Source organism: Streptomyces sp. RPT161, from assembly GCF_027533845.1.
In the GTDB taxonomy this organism is placed as follows: Bacteria; Actinomycetota; Actinomycetes; order Streptomycetales; family Streptomycetaceae; genus Streptantibioticus_A; species Streptantibioticus_A silvisoli_A.
This window is the reverse complement of sequence record NZ_JAPZVN010000003.1, coordinates 195,097-213,006: the sequence shown is the minus strand read 5'-3', so window position 1 is coordinate 213,006 and position 17,910 is coordinate 195,097. Positions and strand designations below refer to the sequence as shown.

Genomic DNA, 17,910 nt, shown 5'->3' with positions numbered 1-17,910 from the left:
TCCGTGCGCCGCACATACAACGGCATGGCAGCGAGTGAACTCCAGGGCGCCGTCTGGCAGAAAAGCCGGCACAGCAACTCCCAGGGGACGTGCGTCGAGTTGGCCGCGCTGCCTGGTGGCGATGTCGCGGTACGCAACTCCCGTTTTCCCGATGGCCCCGCACTGATATACACGAGAGCGGAGATCGAGGCGTTGCTTCTCGGGGTGAAGGACGGGGAGTTCGACCATCTGGTCCAGGGCGCTCCGTAGAATCCCGTATTCCACAAAAGCGCGGCCGCGGGCGGAAGCGAAGCCACGCGGCCGGGCCGAAGCGGAACCAGAGCCAGAAGCCAAGCGGAATCAGTTAGTCGGACGGGGCCGGGAAGAGAGCCCAGACGACCTTCCCCGCACCCGTGAGGGGATGCCACCCCCAGGTTTCACAGCACGACGCGATCAGATGCAGCCCCCGGCCCGACTCCGCGGTGAAGTCGGGGGCCCTGGGCACCGGCCCCTGGCTGCTGGGATCGCGTACCGAAACCACCACCCGCGAGGTCCAGCGCGCGAGGCCGAGCCGGACCACGGGGGGCGGTGAGGTCTGCGCGGCCGTCGGGTGCGGCCCCGTGTCCGTCCCGACGCCGTGCCGCAGCGCGTTGGTGACGAGTTCCGATGCCACCAGCGCGACGTTGTCCACCAGTTCGCACAGCTCCCACCGGCGCAGCGTGGTGTACGTGAAGTGCCGCGCCTCCCGCACCGATTCGTAGGCGGCGGTCAGCTCGCAGGCCGACGACGCCAGTCTCTCGGACGGGAGCACCACGTCCCATAAGGGCGCGAGCGCCACCGAGCCGTCACTTCCCATGACCGACACCTCGGGCTGTTGTGGGCCTGGTCGACAAGTGCACGGTTCACATCGTCCCCAACCGGCAGGCAGTATGCAAGAGCGGATGCACGTGCAGATGCCGGGTTGGCATATGCACGGGCAGACTCATGTGCACCGTTCGGTTACAGCTGGCGGGAAGCGGAGTCCGCCGCGGCCGGGAGGTGACAGACTTCGCCTGGTCCATGGATGGAGAGGCTAACCACATGACGACAGATCAGCCGGGGAGTGGATCGGTGGTCCGCCGGATCCTTCTCGGCTCCCAACTGCGCCGATTGCGGGAGTCGAAGGGCGTCACCCGGGAGGACGCCGGGTACTCGATCCGGGCGTCCGAGTCCAAGATCAGCCGCATGGAACTGGGGCGGGTGAGCTTCAAGGAACGCGATGTCGCCGACCTGCTCACGCTCTACGGGGTGACCGGTCAGACCGACCGCGAGGCGCTGCTCGCGCTGGCCAGGGAGGCCAACGTCGCGGGCTGGTGGCACTCCTATGGTGATGTGCTGCCCGGCTGGTTCCAGACATATGTGGGCCTGGAGGAGTCCGCGTCCCACATCCTCACTTTTGAAGTGCAGTTCATACACGGTCTGTTGCAGACCGACGAGTACGCCCGCGCGGTAGTCCGCCTCGGCCAGCCGAACGCCTGCGACGACGAGGTCGAGCGCCGCGTCGACCTGCGGATGCGCCGCCAGAAGATCCTCACCGGAGAGCGTTCGCCACACCTGGTCGTGGTGCAGGACGAGGCCGCGCTGCGCAGGCCCTTCGGCGGACCGGAGGTGATGCGCGGGCAGATGCGGCGGCTGCTCGAACTCAGCGACCACCCCGATGTCTCGCTGCACGTCGTGCCGTTCGAGTTCGGCGGCCACGCGGCGGAGTGCGGGGCGTTCACCATGTTGCGCTTCCCGGAGAGCGATCTGCCCGACGTGGTGTACCTGGAACAGCTCACCAGCGCGCTCTACCTCGACAAGCGCGACGAAGTGGCGCAGTACGCCCGGCTGATGGACCGGCTGCGTACCGAGGGGCTCACCCAGGCGGGCACCCGCGACCTGTTGCGGACCATCCTGCGGGACACCTGATACACCCACGGTGATCCACAACTTCCTTGCCACATCAGTACCATGAGGCCGCATCAGATCAATGGGTGTGTCCACCAGGTCCGCGTGAAAGGGATGGCATGTCCTATTCGTCCGAGCTGGCGCTCCAGTACATCGACGGGCAGTGGAAGCCCGGTAGCGGCTCCTGGGAGATCATCGACTTCAACCCGTACAACGGGGAGAAGATCGCGTCCATCACCGTGGCCACCGTCGCCGAGGTCGATCAGGCCTACCGCGCCGCCGAACGCGCGCAGAAGGAGTGGGCCCAGGTCAATCCCTACACCCGGCGGCTGGTCTTCGAGCGGGCGTTGCGGATCGTTGAGGACCGTGAGCGCGAGATCACCGAGATCATCATCGATGAACTCGGCGGCACCCGGGTCAAGGCCGGATTCGAACTCGCCCTGACCAAGGACATGTTCCGCGAGGCGATGCACCTGTCCCTGCGCCCCGAGGGGCGGATCCTGCCGTCACCGGTGGACGGCAAGGAGAACCGGCTCTACCGGCTGCCGGTCGGCGTCGTCGGAATCATCAGCCCGTTCAACTTCCCGCTGTTCCTGTCCCTGAAGTCGGTTGCCCCGGCCCTCGCGTTGGGCAACGGCGTGGTACTCAAGCCGCACCAGAACACCCCGATCGTCGGCGGCACGCTGATCGCCAGGATCCTTGAGGAGGCCGGGCTTCCGCCGGGGCTGCTGAACGTCGTGGTCACCGACATCGCCGAGATCGGTGACGCGCTCATCGAGCACCCCGTGCCGAAGGTCATCTCCTTCACCGGATCCGACAAGGTCGGCCGGCATGTCGCCCAGGTCGCCGCGGGCCACTTCAAGCGCACCGTGCTGGAACTCGGCGGCAACAGCGCGCTGATCGTGCTGGACGACGCCGACCTCGACTACGCGGTGGACGCCGCGGTCTTCAGCCGCTTCGCCCACCAGGGTCAGGTGTGTATGGCGGCCAACCGGGTGCTGGTGGACCGCTCGGTGGAGAAGGAGTTCACCGAGCGGTTCGTCGCCCGGATCCGCGGCCTGCGAGTGGGAGACCCCAAGGATCCGGCCACGCACATCGGCCCGCTGATCAACCCCAACCAGGCCGATGCCATCGAGGCGCAGATCATCCAGGCCATCGACGGCGGTGCCACCGCCCTGCTGCGCGGTCGCACCGAGGGCACGCTGATGGAGCCCTCCGTGCTGACCGGGGTGCCCGCGGACGCGCCCATCCTGTCGACGGAGATCTTCGGCCCGGTGGTGCTGGTCATCCCGTTCGACGGCGAGGACGAGGCGGTGCGGATCGCCAACGACACACCGTTCGGGCTCAGCGGCGCCGTGCACACCGGCGATGTCGAACGCGGCGTGCGGGTGGCGCAGCGGATCGACACCGGCATGATCCACGTCAACGACGGGACCATCGCGGACGAGCCGATCGTCGCCTTCGGCGGGGAGAAGGCCTCGGGCGTGGGACGGCTCAACGGCGAGTCCACCATCGAGGCGTTCACCACGCTCAAGTGGATCGGCGTCCAACACGGGCGCAGTGCCTTCCCGTTCTGAGGCCCTCCCGTTCGGCGACTCAGTGGTGGAAGCCCGGCTGCTCCTCGGCGCCGGACAGGTGGCGGCGCCGGATGTCGGCGAGCGCCGCCTTCAGATCGCTGATGAGCAGTTCGGCGAGGTCACGGCTGACCCCGTGCCGTACCACCACGCGTTGTACGACGACGTCCTGCCGGTCGGCGGGCAGCGGATAGGTCGGCACCTGCCAGCCGCGCAGCCGCAGCCGCTCCGACAGGTCGTACAGCGTCCAGTCGTCGCTGCCCGGGCGCGGCGGCTGGGTCAGCGTCCAGCACGCCACCGGCAGCCCGGATCTGCCGTCGTGCAGCACGGTGAACGGCCCGAGTTCCGCGACGGCGTCGGCGAGCCGGGTGGCGACCTGGGCGCAGGCGCCCTGTACCGCGGTGTAGCCCTCGCGTCCCAGCCGCACCAGGTTGTAGTACTGGGCGATGACCTCCCCGCCGGGGCGGCTGAAGTTGAGGGCGAAGGTCGGCATGTTGCCGCCCAGGTAGTCGACGTGGAAGACCAGTTCCTCCGGCAGGTACGCGGCGTCCCGCCAGACCGCCCAGCCGACGCCGAGCGGTGAGAGGCCGAACTTGTGGCCCGAGGCGTTGATGGACTTCACCCGGTCCAGCCGGAAGTCCCACTCCAGGTCGGGCTGCAGGAACGGCGCGACGAAGCCGCCGCTCGCCGCGTCCACGTGCACCGGGATGTCAAGGCTGGTGCGCCGCGCCAACTCGTCCAGCGCGCGGGTGATTTCGGCGACCGGCTCGTACTTCCCGTTGAAGGTGACGCCGAGGGTGGTCACCACGCCGATGGTGTTCTCGTCGCAGTACTGGGCGAGTTGCTCCGGCCGCATGGTGAGGCTGTCCGGCAGCAGCGGGATCTGCCGCAGCTCCACGTCGAAGTAGCGGCCGAACTTCTCCCAGCACACCTGCACCGGGCCGCACACCAGGTTGGGCCGCTCGGTGGGCTGCCGGGCGGCCCGCCGCTTCGCCCGCCAGCGGCGCTGCATCGCCAGGCCCGCCAGCATGGCCGCCTCGCTGGAACCAGTGGTGGAACAGCCGACCGCGGACGTACCGTCCGGCGCGTGCCACAGATCGGCCAGGACGTGCACACACCGCGACTCAAGCTCCGCCGTCTGCGGGTACTCGTCCTTGTCGACCAGGTTCTTGTCCAGGGTCTCGGACATGATGTCCCGGACCTCGGGCTCCGTCCAGGTCGTGCAGAACGTGGCGAGGTTCTGCCGGGAGTTGCCGTCCAGCAGCAGTTCGTCGTTGATCAACTGGTACGCCGCCCGGGCAGGCATGGTGCCGTCGGGGATGCGGTAGCGGGGGAGCGGTTCGAACGCTCCGGGCAGCGCGTACAGGTCGTCGGGTGCGTATTGCCGCGCTTGGTCGACGCGGTGCAGTGGCATGGCACAACCTCCTGACGGTGGGTTCCATCCTGCCCGGGGCGGCTGCCGGTCATCCGTTCGCAATGCCGGGCGGCGTCCCTTCTGGACCGTTCGGACGCCTCGGTGGTACGGCGTACGGCGGTAGGGCGCGGCCCGCCCGGACCTTACGGCGGCAAGCTCAGATCTTCCTCAAGGAATCATGAAGGGCATTTGCCGCCGAAGGCCTAGGGGTAACGTCAATGGAGTTGCTGAATTTCCCTGGACTTCGCTCAAAAAGCCTCGGTTAAGGAGATTTTGACGGCATGCATGACGTTCCCCGGGAAGCGGTCCGCGTCGCCGACGCCGTAAAGGTGTCGCTTTCCGCGGATCTGCGTGCGCACCCTGGCCTCGGAGGCGTCACCCCGGATTCCGACCCGCGCGCCTACACCGAGACGGGCGCCAAGCACCTGCGGAATCATCTGCCCGCCGCCGTACTGGAACAGTTGAAGGCGTGGCGCCGGGAACCCTCTCCCTGGCTGACGGTGTCCAACCTGCCGGAAACGGAGGAATGGATTCCGACGCCGGGCAACGGATTCAGCGATGAATCCACCCTCACCGTTCCCAACCTGGTCCACTTCGGGCTGCTCCATCTGCTCGGCCTGACGCCGGTGGCCTACCGCTGGGAGAACGAGGGACGCCTCATCCGGAACGTCGCGCCACGGCCCGGCTCAGGGCGGGCACTCACCTCGTGGGGCTACTCCGCACCGCTCGACTGGCACACCGACGACTCGATCCTCGACCACACCGAGGGCGCCGAGGCGTCGATAGCGATCCCGCACTACCTCTCGTTCTACGGGATGCGCAACGAGGAGGAGGTTCCCACCGACCTGCTCCCGCTCGCCGAGGTGCTCGCCACCCTGCCCCAGTGGGTCGTCGACGACCTACGGCTTCCCGAGTTCCTGGTGACCGCCCCGGAGTCCTACGCGGCCAGTGCCGACGGCGGCCCGATGGCTCGCGAGGGCGTGCCGCTGCTGTGGACGCTGCCGGACGGCCACGACGCCGTACGGTACGGGCCGGGCCGGATCACCGGCCTGACGCTGCGCGCCACCCGGGCACTGACCCAATTCGAGCGGCGGCTGGGCGAGTTGGACGGCGTCGCGGTACTGATCGGTGCGGGGGACTTCCACATCTTCGACAACCGCCGAGTGCTGCACCGCCGAGTCCCGTTCCAGCCTGCCGCACAGGGGACGGCACGCTGGCTGCGGCGCTGCTACGCGCAAAGCCGCGGAGGGCAGTAGGCGGTGCGGTTGTCGGGCGGCCGTCGGCACGGATGCCGACGGCCGCCTTCCGCTGCCCGCCTCACGCGCCCGGACAGGCTAGTGTCACGAAACCGGCGAAATGCCGCATCGAGTGTGCTGTGCGAAGCGGCCCGCACGTCGCTACCGTGACGGTGGTGGTGACCTGTGTCCGGACCGACAGCGCCGGGTCCGGCCGGATACGGGGGTTGCCTCCCGGACCCCCACCATAAGGAGGGCCATGAGCGGCGGTGAGCGCAAGACCCGGCCCGGCCTGCTGCGACGCGTGGCGATGCGGGTGCCCGCCTGGGCCGGCGGGTTCTTCGGTCTGCTCGGCATCGCCTGCGCACTGTCCGCGCTGGTCAGCCCGGTGCGCTGGCTGCTGTCGCCAGTGCTGGAGCTGATCGACGACTGGATCGTCCCGGCCTCGCCCAACCTCGCCTACGCGGTCTTCCTGCTGCTGCTCGCCGGTGCGCTGCTCGCCCGCAAGCGGGTCGCGTGGTGGGTGGTCACCTTCTACACCGGCCTGGTGCTGCTCGCGGAGATCCTCACCATCGACCTCGTCGGCCCGGTGGACGCCGCCGTCTCCCTGGTGATCACCGGCCTGATCATGGCCGCGCTGCTGCTGTCCCGCAAACAGTTCGCGGCCCGGGTGCGGCGCGGCGCCTTCTGGCGGGCACTGGGCGTACTGGCCCTGGGGCTGGCCGTCGCGGTACTGCTCGGCTGGGGCCTGGTGGAACTCTTCCACGGCGGACTGCCCGCCGCGCAGCGGCTGCCGTGGGCCGCCAACCGGGTCTTCGGCGGACTGATCAGCGGGCGCCACTTCCCCCAGCACCCCCCGATGGCGGTGAGCTTCCTGCTCGGGCTGTTCGGCGCCCTGGCCCTGCTCAACGCGGCGGCCGTGCTGTTCCGTTCGCAACGGGCGCAGGCCACGCTGCACGGTGACGAGGAGGCCCGCCTCCGCGCGCTGCTCGCCCGCCACGGCGCCCATGACTCGCTCGGCTACTTCGCCACCCGCCGGGACAAGGCGGTGGTCTTCGCGCCCAGCGGCGGCGCCGCGGTCACCTACCGGGTCGAGGCGGGCGTCTGCCTGGCCAGTTCGGACCCGGTGGGCGACCACGGGGCCTGGGACGCGGCCGTCGAGGCATGGCTGGGCCTGGCCCGTAAGTACGCCTGGGTCCCGGCCGTCATGGGCGCCAGCGAGGAGGGCGCCAAGGCCTACGCGCGCGCCGGGCTGAACGCACTGCAACTCGGCGACGAGGCGGTGCTGGAGACCGCCCGCTTCGACCTGGCCGGACGCGACATGCGGGTCACCCGGCAGGCGGTGAACCGGGTCCGCCGCACCGGGATGACCTGCCGGATCCGCCGCCACGGCGACCTGGCGCCGCAGGAGATGGAGCGGGTCATCGCGCTGGCCGACGCCTGGCGGGACACCGAGGTCGAGCGCGGCTTCTCGATGGCGCTCGGCCGCCTCGGCGACCCGGCGGACGCCGACTGCCTGCTCGCCGAGGCGGTCGACACGGAGGGGCAGACCGTGGCGCTGCTGTCCTTCGTGCCCTGGGGCTCGGACGGCATCTCGCTGGATGTGATGCGCCGGGACCGCAACGCGCCCAACGGGGTCATGGAGTTCCTGGTCACCGAGATCGCCGAGCGGGCACCGCGGTTGGGCATCAAACGGGTGTCGCTGAACTTCGCGGTGTTCCGCGCGGTCTTCGAACAGGGCGCGCGCATCGGCGCAGGCCCGGTGCTGCGGCTGTGGCGCAGGATGCTGCTGTTCTTCTCCAAGTGGTGGCAGCTGGAGGCGCTGTACCGGTCGAACGTGAAGTACAAGCCGGACTGGTATCCGCGGTTCCTGTGCTTCGCCGAAGGGCGCCAGGTGGCCCGGATCGGGCTGGCCGCCGGGATCGCCGAGGGGTTCGTGGACTTCCCGCGCTTCGGCTGGCACAAGGGGGTACGCCCGCCCGTCAGCGCCGAGCCGCTGCCGCCGCTCACCGAACTCGCCCACGGCGCGCCCGACGAGACGGCCGCGCTGGCCGCCGACGAGCTGGCGGCGCTGCCGGAACAGGTCCGGGTGCGCCGCCACAAGCTGGACCGGCTGATGGCGCGAGGCGTCGAGCCGTATCCGGTGGACGCGGCCAGGACCCACACCCTCGCCGAGGTCCGGGCCGCCCACCCCGACCTGCCGCCGGGGACCCGTACCGGCGAGCGGGTCGCCGTCACCGGTCGGCTGATGATGCGGCGCGACTTCGGCGGTGTGGTGTTCGCGGTGCTCCGGGACTGGTCGGGGGATCTGCAAGTCGCCCTCACCCGGGCCGACTTGGGAGCGGCGGAGCTGGCCCGGTTCACCGGCGACACCGACCTCGGTGACCACATCGAGGTGCGCGGCGAGGTCGGCACCAGCGAGAAGGGCGAACTGTCGGTCTTCGCCACCTCCTGGCGGCTCACCGCCAAGTGCCTGCGTCCGCTACCGGACAAGCGCCGGGGCCTGACCGACCCCGAGGCCCGGGTGCGCCAGCGCTATGTGGACCTGGTCATCCGCCCCGAGGCCCGCGAGGTCGTACGGGCCCGCAGTGCCGCCGTCCAGGCGCTGCGCCAGGGCCTGCTGGACCGGGGTTTCCTGGAGGTGGAGACGCCGATGCTGCAGCAGATCCACGGCGGCGCCAACGCCCGGCCGTTCACCACCCACATCAACGCCTACGGCCTCGACCTGTACCTGCGGATCGCACCCGAGCTGTACCTCAAGCGGCTGTGCGTGGGCGGTGTGGAGAAGGTCTTCGAGATGGGCCGCACCTTCCGCAACGAGGGCACCTCGTACAAGCACAACCCCGAGTTCACCATGCTGGAGGCGTACCAGGCGTTCGCCGACTACCGGGTGATGCTGGACCTCACCCGGGAACTGGTGCAGTCCGCCGCCGTCGCCGCCAACGGCGCGCAGATCGCCCGCAGGACCGCCGCCGACGGCACGGTCACCGAGTACGACATCTCCGGCGACTGGCCGGTCAAGCCGGTCTACGAGGCGATCTCCGAGGCGCTGGGCGAACGGGTCGGCCCGGACTCCGACACCCTCGCGCTGATGCGGCTGTGCGACCAGGCCGGGGTGCCGTACGCGCCCGGCACGAGCCATGGCGATCTGGTGCTGGAGATGTACGAGCGGCTGGTCGAGGAGCGCACCACGCTGCCCACCTTCTACACCGACTTCCCGACCGATGTCTCCCCCCTCACCCGCCAGCACCGCACCGATCCACGGCTCGCCGAGCGGTGGGACCTGGTCGCCTTCGGCACCGAACTGGGCACCGCCTACTCGGAGTTGATCAACCCGGTGGAGCAGCGCAGACGACTCACCGAGCAGTCGCTGAAGGCCGCCGGGGGCGACCTGGAGGCGATGGAGGTGGACGACGACTTCCTGACCGCCCTGGAGTACGCGATGCCGCCAACCGGCGGTCTGGGCATCGGAGTTGACCGGCTGGTGATGTTCCTGACCGGCCTGACCATCCGTGAGACGCTGCCGTTCCCGCTGGTACGGCGCCGCTAACCCAGCGCCTCGGCCTGCTGGTACAGGTCGTGCACCCGCTCGCCGAAGACGCTGCTGTACGACACGTCCGGTGTCGAGCCGCCGTTGCGGTAGCCGCCGATCACTCCCACCACCGAACCGCCGCCCGACCTGTCGGCGTTGGCCAGCCAGGGACTGCCGCTGGTGCCCGAGGTGAACCCGGGGCAGACGACCCGCAGCTGGTCCACCCCTCGGCGGGTCGCCGGGCGCGCCGTGCCGTCGCAGGAGATCGCGTCGTTGGCGTTGCGCGGATACCCCACGAGCCGGATCGGGCCGCTGTCCCGCCCGGTGCTCAGCCGGTTGCCGCCCACCACGTCCTGGATGTTGCGCCCGTCGAGCGGATCGATCACCAGGAACGCCACATCGGCCGAGCTGTCGGTGGAGTCGGCCCACTCCGGCGCCACCAGGGCGCTGCGGACCCGCCACAGCCCGGCCGGGCTGCGGCCGTCCCGGTAGCCGGGCGCGAAACCGAGGCCCGAACGGTAGCCGCTGCCCGCGCCGCCGTGCACACAGTGCGCCGCGGTGATCACCAGGTCGCGGTGCGGGCTGTCCACCACGCTGCCGGTGCAGTAGTGGTGCGGCTGGCCGGTGAGCGAGAAGACCGCGCCCACCCGGTAGCCGGGCGGGAAGGTGGCCGTCGGCGTGGGGCTGGCCGCCCGCAGCGCCGCCACCCGGCTCGCCGGAGCCGGGGTGCGGCGCGGACGGTGTGGCGTGTGCGCGGGGGAGCGGTGCGCCGTGGCCGAGGGGTGGGCGGCGGGGCCGCCGACGGCGGCGGACGACAGGATGGCCGTGGCCAGGCAGGCGACTACGACGCCACCCGCGCGTGCTGCCGCAGCCGTGCCGATCCGCTCCACCGCTGGCCCTCCCATGACCTCTGGTTAAGGCAGATGATCCGACGGTGTACGGCGCGGTCAGTGCTGGACACTCCGGGAGTCACTCGTACGGTGGAGGTCGAATTTCCTGTCCCCCCGCCCCGCGGGGTCGGAACCGCGTCGGGCCACCCGGAGGTTGACGGCAAACGGGTGCGGTGGGCGGGAGGGAATCAGTACCGCAGGCTGAGAGCGAGTCCCGTGCCGTTAATGGTCCCAGACGGCACGAACGTCACTTCCCCGCTGTGCTCCAACTGCCGCTCCACCAGTTCGTCCACCGCGTCCTGGACGACCGTCCCCCTGGCGTCCGGCCGGATCTCACCGTCAGCTCCGATGACCTCGACGTGTTCCCCATCGACCCGCGCGGCCACGCGGTACGTCTCGTCGACCACGAGGTGCCTGCCCCGGCCCTCGCTCACCAGGTTCCAGGCCTCCTCCAGGCCGCCCGCGTACCGCTTCTCCCCGCGGGCGGCGTCCAACGCCTCCAGCGCGGCCTGTACCCGCTTGGCGTGGGCGCGTTCCCACGCCGTCCGCAGCACCGCCGCCAGCTCCGCGGCGGACGCCTTCTCGAACCCGGCCGCGTCCGTGTCCGTCTCGGGGTCGGCGAGGACGTCGCGATGCCGGGTCACCTCGCGCATCCGGTGCAGGTGCGACTGCATGCCGACCAGGAACACCGGCCTGCGCCTGCCGTTGAGCACCTGGCCAAGCGCCTCGTCCACCGCCTCGAAGAACCGGCGCAGCCGCTCCTCCCTGAGCGGGCTCGGCCGCACCCCGATGCCGCCCTTGAGCGGCGCCTCTCCCTCCTGGCCCTGCGCGGCGATGGGGAAGCGGCCCTCCGTCACCTCACGCAGCCACAGCGGCGAGCCGTCCCACAGCCGGGACGGTTTCTCGGCCAGCACCAGCGCCCAGTACGGCTCCAGCATGGAGGTGGCCGCCACCAGGTTGCGGGTGAGGAAGGTGGTGCCGAACACCACCTGCTCGGTCACCGGTTGCGGCAGCAGCCAGGTGTGGTGCTCGCCCGGCGCCACGTGCAGCACCAGCCCCTCGCCGGACATCTGCTCACGCTCCCACTCCAACTCCTCGATCGCGGCGTCCAGGTGCTTTTGCAGATCGATGCGGCGGGAGTGGGTGACTTCAGGATCGTCCTCGGCCTGCTTGCGGGCCCTTGCCACCAGATTGCGCAGCCGGATCGGATCCTGTGCCTTCTCCGGCTGCGCCCGGTGGACGGGCAGTACCAGGGAGACGGCGGGGTACTCCCGTGGACGGCGAAGTTCCGCGAGGATCGAGGGGGTGACCCAGGAGACGTCCATCGGATTCTCCCTAAGCTCGTCGATCTGAGGCTCGTCGCGCTCAGCCCGTCGATGGCCTGGCAGCGCACGGGCGGCGTGCGCCCGCTGGCGGCGTCCTTCCATCCTCCGCGCAATGGCCGCCGAGTGCGACTCGGCGCCCCGGTCCCGCCGTCCCCCCGCCGGGCTACGCCTGCGCGCGTGCCGCGCCCGGCTGTGCCCAGGGTGGTGAGGGGTACTCGGACGCATCCCGGGCAGAAGCGGGGCGAGTAGCACCCGCGAGGCGCTGGAGGACGTCATGAAGCAGCACACCGCACGGCAGCCCCTGCCCACCCCTTCCGGCCCGAACGTGCGGCATCCGGGGCCACCGGCCGTGCGGGCCCCGCAGCCTCCCGACGCCGTGCGGTCCATGAGCGCCCCGACGTTCGAAAGGGACCCCACTCCGCGCCCGGACCCCGCGCCCCCCTCGCCGACGCCGCCGCCCGGTCCCGGACCCGTGCCCGGCCCGGTTCCGCCGGGCCCCTCGCCGAACCCCATCCCGACGCCGCCGCCCGAGCCCGTGCCGGGCCCCGAACCGGAACCTGTGCCACCGTCTCCGCCGCCCGGCCCCACACCGGGCCCGGCGCCCAGCCCGGTGCCGGACCCCGGGCCGCTGCGGTAGCAGTCGGCGTTGCCCGGCCAGCGCGGTCCCCGCACCGCGGAACACATCGCCCTGGTGCTGCTGGCGGCGGCCTCCGGGGCGGTGGACGCGCTGGCGTTCACCGTGCTCGGCCATGTCTTCGCCGGGGTGATGACCGGCAACCTGGTGCTGCTCGGCATCGCCTTCGCCTCCGGCCACCCGGCCGATCTGGCGGCGCCGCTGGTGGCGCTGGCCGGGTTCGTCGCGGGCACCCGGGCCGGCGCGCTGATCTGCCGCGGCGCCGCCCCCGGCGCACGGCCGGGGTGGCCGGCCCGGGCCCTGTTCTGCCTGGCCGGAGAGACCGCGGTGCTGGCGGCGTACGCCACCTTGTGGGCGGGCAGCGGCGGAGCGCCCGGCGGGCTGATGCGCCAGGTGCTGCTCTGCGTGGCCGCCGTGGCGATGGGCGGCCAGTCCGCCGCGATGCTCGTCGCGGGGCGCGCAGCGCGGCCCTCCACGTACTTCACCGGCACACTCGCCACGTACGTCGCCCGCGGCGCCGGTGCCCCGGTCGGCGCGGCGGACCGGTGGGTGCCGGTACGGCTGGCCGCGCTGGTGGCGGGCGCCGCGGTGGCCGCCGTGCTGCACCACTGGGCACCGGCCTGGGCGGCGGCGCCCGCCCCGGTACTGGTCCTGGCGGCGGTGCTGGGAGCGACGTACCGGCCGCCCCGGCCGGCCAGGAAGACGGTCCGGGAGCACAAGGGGTAAACCCGCAGCTAGCGGGCACGCGACCATTGGCACCGTCCGAGGAGGAAACCGCCATGGCCATCGCAACCGTCAATCCGGCGACGGGGCAGACCCTGAAGACCTTCGAGGCGCAGGGTCCGGACGAGATCGAGCAGCGGCTGGCCCGCGCGACCGCAGCCTTCCGTGACTACCGCACCACCGACCTGGTCACCAGGGCCGAACTGCTGCGTGCGACCGCCGACTTGCTGGAGCACGAGCAGGACGAGATCGCCCACACCATGACGACCGAGATGGGCAAGACCCTGGTCGCCGCCCGAGCCGAGGCCGCCAAGTGCGTCAAGGCGCTGCGCTGGTACGCGGAGAACGGCGAGCGGCTGCTCGCCGACGAACGCCCCTCCGCCGCCGACGTCGAGGACTCCGGCGCGCGCGCCGCGTACGTCCGCTACCGGCCGCTCGGTGTGGTGCTCGCGGTTATGCCCTGGAACTTCCCGTTGTGGCAGGTGATCCGGTTCGCCGCGCCCGGACTGATGGCGGGCAACGTTGGGCTGCTCAAGCACGCGTCCAACGTGCCGCAGACCGCCTCGTACCTCGGTGACCTCTTCCATCGCGCGGGCTTTCCCGAAGGGTGCTTCCAGACGCTGCTGGTCGGCGCGGACGCCATCGAGAAGATCCTTCGCGACCCCCGGATCGCCGCCGCCACGCTCACCGGAAGCGAACCCGCCGGACGGTCGGTGGCCGCGATCGCCGGTGACGAGGTCAAGAAGACCGTGCTGGAACTCGGCGGCAGCGACCCGTACATCGTGATGCCCTCCGCCGACCTGGACCGGGCGGTCCGCACCGCGGTCACCGCCCGGGTGCAGAACAACGGTCAGTCCTGCATCGCCGCCAAGCGCTTCATCGTGCACTCCGACGTGTACGAGGGGTTCGTCGAACGCTTCACCGCGGCCATGGCGGCGCTCACCGTCGGCGACCCGATGCTGGAGAGCACCGACGTGGGACCGCTGTCCACCGAGCGGGGCCGCGCCGACCTGGAGGAACTCGTCAACGACGCCGTCGGGCAGGGCGCCACCGCACTGTGCGGCGGTCGGCGCCCGCCGCACCACCGTGTGGGCTGGTTCTACGAGCCCACCGTGCTCACCGGGATCACCCCGACCATGCGCATCCACCGCGAGGAGGCATTCGGACCCGTGGCCACGCTGTACCCGGCCGACGACCTGGAGGCGGCGGTGGAACTGGCCAACGACATACCGTTCGGCCTCAGTTCCAATGTTTGGACCAACGACGAAGCAGAACAGCGGCGTTTCATCAGGGACTTGGAGGCGGGCGGCGTCTACTTCAACGGCATGACCGCCTCGCACCCCGCGATGCCATTCGGCGGAGTGAAGCGCTCCGGTTACGGACGCGAGCTGTCGGGCCACGGAATGCACGAGTTCTGCAACGTCACCACCGTCTGGTACGGCGCCTGACGTGGCGGCGAAGCCGAAACTCGCTGTGCGCGCCGGACGCCGCACCGTCGAGGTGAGCCGCCCGGACAAGGTGCTGTTCCCCGACGACGGCCTCACCAAGGCCGACCTCGTGGAGCACTACCGCACCGTGGCTCCACGGATGCTGCCGCATCTGCGCGGTCGGCCGCTGATGCTGGAGCGGCATCCGGACGGCATCAACGGCGGCCGGTTCATGCAGAAGGACGTGCCCGACTACTACCCCGACTGGATCCGGCGGGCCGAACTGCCGAAGCAGAACGGCACCGTCACCCACGTCCTGTGCGACGACACCGCCACCCTGGTCTACCTCGCCGACCAGGCCTGCCTCACCCTGCACCGCTTCCTCGCCAAGGCCGACCGCCCGCGCTGCCCGGACCGCCTGGTCTTCGACCTCGACCCGCCGGGCGAGGACTTCGCCCCGGTCCGCGAGGCGGCCCGGCAACTGTGCGCCCTGCTGGACGAACTGCGGCTGCCCGCCGCGCTGATGACCACCGGATCGCGCGGACTGCACGTCATCGTGCCGCTGGACCGCAGAACGGATGTCGACGAGGTCCGGGACTTCGCCCGGCGCGTCGCGGACACCCTCGCGAGTCGCCACCCCGACCAACTCACCACCGCCCCACGCAAACAGGACCGCGGCGAACGCCTCTACCTCGACATCCAGCGCAACGGCTACGCCCAGACCGCGGTCGCCCCGTACACCGTCCGCGCACTGCCCGGCGCGCCGGTCGCCACGCCCATCGACGGCTCCGAACTGGACGACCCCGAACTCCACCCCCGCCGCTGGACATTGACCAACATCGCCGAACGTCTGGCCGAGGATCCCTGGCGCGATGTCCTACGCCGCGGCCGCTCGCTGCGCGCGGCGTGGCGGCGAATGTGAGAAACCGAGGGCGGGGTTTGTCGGCGAACCCGTCATCAGCAGGCTCAGCGCTGCGGCGCCACGTTCCAGGCGGTGATCACCGGACGGTCGTGTTCGGTGCCCAGGCGGCTCACCGTGGCGGTGTCCAGCCGGAACAGCGCCCCGCCGGACGCCGCAAGACCGAGCCGCCGGGCGGTGAGCACCCGCAGGAAGTGCGCATGCGCCACCAGCGCCACGTCCCCGCCGCCCGCCGCCTCCGCCAGCGCCGCGTCCACCGCCTTGAGCACCCGGTCGGCGCGCTCGCCGACCTGCGCCGGAGACTCACCGGGATGCTCCGCGGGGCCGGGCGCCACCCCGTCGGTCCACAGGTCCCAGCCGGGCCGGGTGCGGTGGATCTCCTCGGTGGTGATGCCCTCGTAGCCGCCGTAGTCCCACTCCCGCATGTCGGGCTCGATCACCGGATCGCCCAGCCCGGCGAGTTCCGCGGTGCGCAGCGCACGCGCCATCGGGCTGCAGAACGTGACGGCGATCCGGCGGTCGGCCAGCAGCGGTACGAGCGAGCTGGCCTGCTCCTCGCCGCGCGCGGTGAGCGGCAGATCCGTCCAGCTGGTGTGCTTCGACGCCCGGCTCCATTCGGTCTCGCCGTGCCGGATGAGGATCAGCTCGCCCATGTGCGTCCTTACGTCGTGGCCTGCGTGCGTCGTCGGCCTTGGTCTTCCCCTACCGGCCATCTTCGCCGATCATCGAAGGCGGCCGGTCACCCGGGTGGACGGGGGCACGGGCGGGCGACCGCCGATGGCCACAGGATGGGGCAAGGGCACCGTACGAGCCACGCAGAGCGGGAGGCCGGATCGTGACCACCGAGACCGAGGAGTACGACGTCGTCGTACTCGGCGCCGGACCCACCGGGGAGAACTTCGCCGACTACGCCCGGTCCGCCGGCCTGACCGTCGCCTTGGTGGAGAGCGAACTGGTGGGCGGCGAGTGCTCGTACTGGGCGTGCATGCCCAGCAAGGCCCTGCTGCGTCCACCGACCGCGCTCGCCGAGGCCCGCAGGTCACCGGGCGCGCGGCAGGCGGTGAAGGGTCCGCTGGACGTGGCGGCGGTGCTCGCCCACCGCGACGAGTACGCCTCGTACTGGAAGGACGACGGGCAGGCCGCCTGGGTGGCGAAGGCGGGTATCGACCTGGTGCGCGGCCACGGGCGGCTGGCCGGGGAGCGGCGGGTGACGGTCGATGTGCCGGGCGGCGGCCGGCGCACCCTCACCGCCCGGCACGCGGTCGGGGTGTGCACCGGCAGCCGGGCAGCGGTGCCCGACCTGCCGGGGCTGGCCGAGGCCAAGCCGTGGACCAGCCGGGAGGCGACCAGCGCACGGCAGGCGCCGGGGCGGCTGGCGGTGGTGGGCGGCGGTGTGGTCGCCGCGGAGATGGCCGCGGCGTGGCAGGCGCTCGGTTCGCGGGTGACCATGCTGGTGCGCGGATCGGGGCTGCTGCCGCGGATGGAGTCGTTCGCCGGTGAACTGGTGGCCGAGGGGCTCACCGACGCCGGGGTGGAGATCCGTACCGGAGTTCAGGTGTCCGAGGTGCGGCGGGCGGATCCGTCGGGACCGGTGACCATGACGCTGGCGGACGGCGGTGAACTCGTCGTCGACGAGGTGCTGTTCGCCACCGGGCGGGCGCCGCGCACCGAGGATCTCGGCCTGGAAACAGTGGGTTTGACTCCCGGACAGTGGCTGACTGTTGACGACACCTGCCGGGTCACCGATGTGCCGGACGGCTGGCTGTACGCGGCCGGAGACGTCAACCACCGTGCGCTGCTGACTCATCAGGGCAAGTACCAGGCGCGGATCGCGGGCGCGGCGATCGGTGCGCGGGCCGGCGGCCAGCCGGTGGACACCGCCCGCTGGGGCAGCCATGCCGCCACCGCCGACATCGACGCGGTACCGCAGGTGGTCTTCACCGACCCGGAGGCCGCCTCCGTCGGCTGGACCGCGGAGCAGGCCGAACGGGCCGGCCGCCGCATCCGCACCGTGGACTACGACATGAGCAGGGTCGCCGGCGCGGGCCTGTACGCGGACGGCTACCGGGGCCGGGCGCGCATGGTCGTGGACCTGGACCGAGATCATCTGCTCGGCGTCACGTTCGTCGGATACGGCGTCGGGGAACTCCTGCACTCGGCCACGGTGGCGGTGGTGGGCGAGGTCCCCATGGACCGCCTCTGGCACGCGGTGCCCTCCTACCCGACCATCAGCGAGGTGTGGCTGCGGCTACTGGAGAAGTACCGCTCCACGGCGGGGACTTGAGGCGCGTTGGGCGTCCCGGCAGCCGGACGCGGACGGCACGTTGATGGT

The 17,910-nt window shown here is 71.3% G+C and carries 14 protein-coding genes; 9 read left to right on the top strand and 5 right to left on the bottom strand.

Annotated elements, in window-relative coordinates; all coding sequences use genetic code 11:
• The first annotated feature begins 24 nt into the window (after positions 1-24).
• A complete protein-coding gene (locus tag O5O46_RS09060) occupies positions 25-249 on the top strand; it encodes a DUF397 domain-containing protein (RefSeq protein ID WP_269855147.1) in 225 nt (74 codons plus the stop codon).
• 94 nt (positions 250-343) lie between these two features.
• On the opposite strand, the gene O5O46_RS09055 is transcribed toward O5O46_RS09060, so the two are convergent.
• Complete coding sequence (locus O5O46_RS09055; RefSeq protein WP_269854791.1) at positions 344-835, bottom strand: ATP-binding protein; 492 nt, start codon at positions 833-835, stop codon at positions 344-346.
• Positions 836-1,059: 224 nt separating this feature from the next.
• On the opposite strand from O5O46_RS09055, the gene O5O46_RS09050 reads away from it, so the two are divergent.
• Both O5O46_RS09050 and O5O46_RS09045 read left to right on the top strand, forming a co-directional pair.
• Entirely contained in the window at positions 1,060-1,926 is an 867-nt protein-coding gene (locus tag O5O46_RS09050; RefSeq protein WP_269854790.1) for a helix-turn-helix domain-containing protein, read from the top strand.
• Positions 1,927-2,024: 98 nt separating this feature from the next.
• Positions 2,025-3,482, top strand: coding sequence for an aldehyde dehydrogenase family protein (locus O5O46_RS09045; RefSeq protein ID WP_269854789.1), 1,458 nt, complete (start codon positions 2,025-2,027; stop codon positions 3,480-3,482).
• Between the two features lie 19 nt (positions 3,483-3,501).
• On the opposite strand, the gene O5O46_RS09040 is transcribed toward O5O46_RS09045, so the two are convergent.
• Entirely contained in the window at positions 3,502-4,893 is a 1,392-nt protein-coding gene (locus tag O5O46_RS09040; RefSeq protein WP_269854788.1) for a glutamate decarboxylase, read from the bottom strand.
• Between the two features lie 281 nt (positions 4,894-5,174).
• Between O5O46_RS09040 and O5O46_RS09035 the strand changes: the two genes are divergently transcribed.
• Together O5O46_RS09035 and lysX are read left to right on the top strand one after the other, a co-directional pair.
• Positions 5,175-6,149: a TauD/TfdA family dioxygenase gene (locus O5O46_RS09035; RefSeq protein WP_269854787.1), complete on the top strand. Its 975-nt coding sequence runs from the start codon at positions 5,175-5,177 to the stop codon at positions 6,147-6,149.
• A gap of 238 nt (positions 6,150-6,387) precedes the next feature.
• Positions 6,388-9,678: a bifunctional lysylphosphatidylglycerol synthetase/lysine--tRNA ligase LysX gene (lysX, locus tag O5O46_RS09030; RefSeq protein WP_443072432.1), complete on the top strand. Its 3,291-nt coding sequence runs from the start codon at positions 6,388-6,390 to the stop codon at positions 9,676-9,678.
• Here the strand turns inward: lysX and O5O46_RS09025 are convergent.
• Together O5O46_RS09025 and O5O46_RS09020 are read right to left on the bottom strand one after the other, a co-directional pair.
• Positions 9,675-10,565: a trypsin-like serine peptidase gene (locus O5O46_RS09025; RefSeq protein ID WP_269854786.1), complete on the bottom strand. Its 891-nt coding sequence runs from the start codon at positions 10,563-10,565 to the stop codon at positions 9,675-9,677. The genes lysX and O5O46_RS09025 overlap by 4 nt on opposite strands.
• A 173-nt stretch (positions 10,566-10,738) precedes the next feature.
• On the bottom strand, positions 10,739-11,875 hold the full coding sequence (locus O5O46_RS09020; RefSeq protein WP_269854785.1) for a baeRF3 domain-containing protein: 1,137 nt from the start codon (positions 11,873-11,875) through the stop codon (positions 10,739-10,741).
• Positions 11,876-12,521: 646 nt separating this feature from the next.
• Between O5O46_RS09020 and O5O46_RS09015 the strand changes: the two genes are divergently transcribed.
• The 3 genes from O5O46_RS09015 to ligD are packed head-to-tail and all read left to right on the top strand — an operon-like array spanning position 12,522 to position 15,581.
• The gene (locus tag O5O46_RS09015) at positions 12,522-13,235 is read left to right on the top strand and encodes a YoaK family protein (RefSeq protein ID WP_269854784.1); all 714 of its coding nucleotides are present in this window, start codon (positions 12,522-12,524) and stop codon (positions 13,233-13,235) included.
• Between the two features lie 53 nt (positions 13,236-13,288).
• The gene (locus O5O46_RS09010; RefSeq protein WP_269854783.1) at positions 13,289-14,680 is read left to right on the top strand and encodes an NADP-dependent succinic semialdehyde dehydrogenase; all 1,392 of its coding nucleotides are present in this window, start codon (positions 13,289-13,291) and stop codon (positions 14,678-14,680) included.
• 1 nt (position 14,681) lies between these two features.
• Positions 14,682-15,581 (top strand): non-homologous end-joining DNA ligase, encoded by a 900-nt coding sequence (ligD, locus tag O5O46_RS09005; protein WP_269854782.1) that lies wholly within the window; start codon positions 14,682-14,684, stop codon positions 15,579-15,581.
• 44 nt (positions 15,582-15,625) lie between these two features.
• Here ligD and O5O46_RS09000 read toward each other — a convergent pair whose 3' ends face one another.
• On the bottom strand, positions 15,626-16,231 hold the full coding sequence (locus tag O5O46_RS09000; RefSeq protein WP_269854781.1) for a histidine phosphatase family protein: 606 nt from the start codon (positions 16,229-16,231) through the stop codon (positions 15,626-15,628).
• A 182-nt stretch (positions 16,232-16,413) separates the two neighbouring features.
• Here O5O46_RS09000 and O5O46_RS08995 point away from each other — a divergent pair, with 182 nt between their 5' ends.
• Complete coding sequence (locus O5O46_RS08995; RefSeq protein WP_269854780.1) at positions 16,414-17,862, top strand: dihydrolipoyl dehydrogenase family protein; 1,449 nt, start codon at positions 16,414-16,416, stop codon at positions 17,860-17,862.
• Positions 17,863-17,910: the final 48 nt, after the last annotated feature.

What these genes read in the sequence shown, in the direction of transcription:
- O5O46_RS09060 (WP_269855147.1), top strand. Translation starts at nt 25, where the DNA reads ATGGCAGCGAGTGAACTCCAGGGCGCCGTCTGGCAGAAAAGCCGGCAC.
- O5O46_RS09055 (WP_269854791.1), bottom strand. Translation starts at nt 835, where the DNA reads ATGGGAAGTGACGGCTCGGTGGCGCTCGCGCCCTTATGGGACGTGGTG.
- O5O46_RS09050 (WP_269854790.1), top strand. Translation starts at nt 1,060, where the DNA reads ATGACGACAGATCAGCCGGGGAGTGGATCGGTGGTCCGCCGGATCCTT.
- O5O46_RS09045 (WP_269854789.1), top strand. Translation starts at nt 2,025, where the DNA reads ATGTCCTATTCGTCCGAGCTGGCGCTCCAGTACATCGACGGGCAGTGG.
- O5O46_RS09040 (WP_269854788.1), bottom strand. Translation starts at nt 4,893, where the DNA reads ATGCCACTGCACCGCGTCGACCAAGCGCGGCAATACGCACCCGACGAC.
- O5O46_RS09035 (WP_269854787.1), top strand. Translation starts at nt 5,175, where the DNA reads ATGCATGACGTTCCCCGGGAAGCGGTCCGCGTCGCCGACGCCGTAAAG.
- lysX (WP_443072432.1), top strand. Translation starts at nt 6,388, where the DNA reads ATGAGCGGCGGTGAGCGCAAGACCCGGCCCGGCCTGCTGCGACGCGTG.
- O5O46_RS09025 (WP_269854786.1), bottom strand. Translation starts at nt 10,565, where the DNA reads ATGGGAGGGCCAGCGGTGGAGCGGATCGGCACGGCTGCGGCAGCACGC.
- O5O46_RS09020 (WP_269854785.1), bottom strand. Translation starts at nt 11,875, where the DNA reads ATGGACGTCTCCTGGGTCACCCCCTCGATCCTCGCGGAACTTCGCCGT.
- O5O46_RS09010 (WP_269854783.1), top strand. Translation starts at nt 13,289, where the DNA reads ATGGCCATCGCAACCGTCAATCCGGCGACGGGGCAGACCCTGAAGACC.
- O5O46_RS09000 (WP_269854781.1), bottom strand. Translation starts at nt 16,231, where the DNA reads ATGGGCGAGCTGATCCTCATCCGGCACGGCGAGACCGAATGGAGCCGG.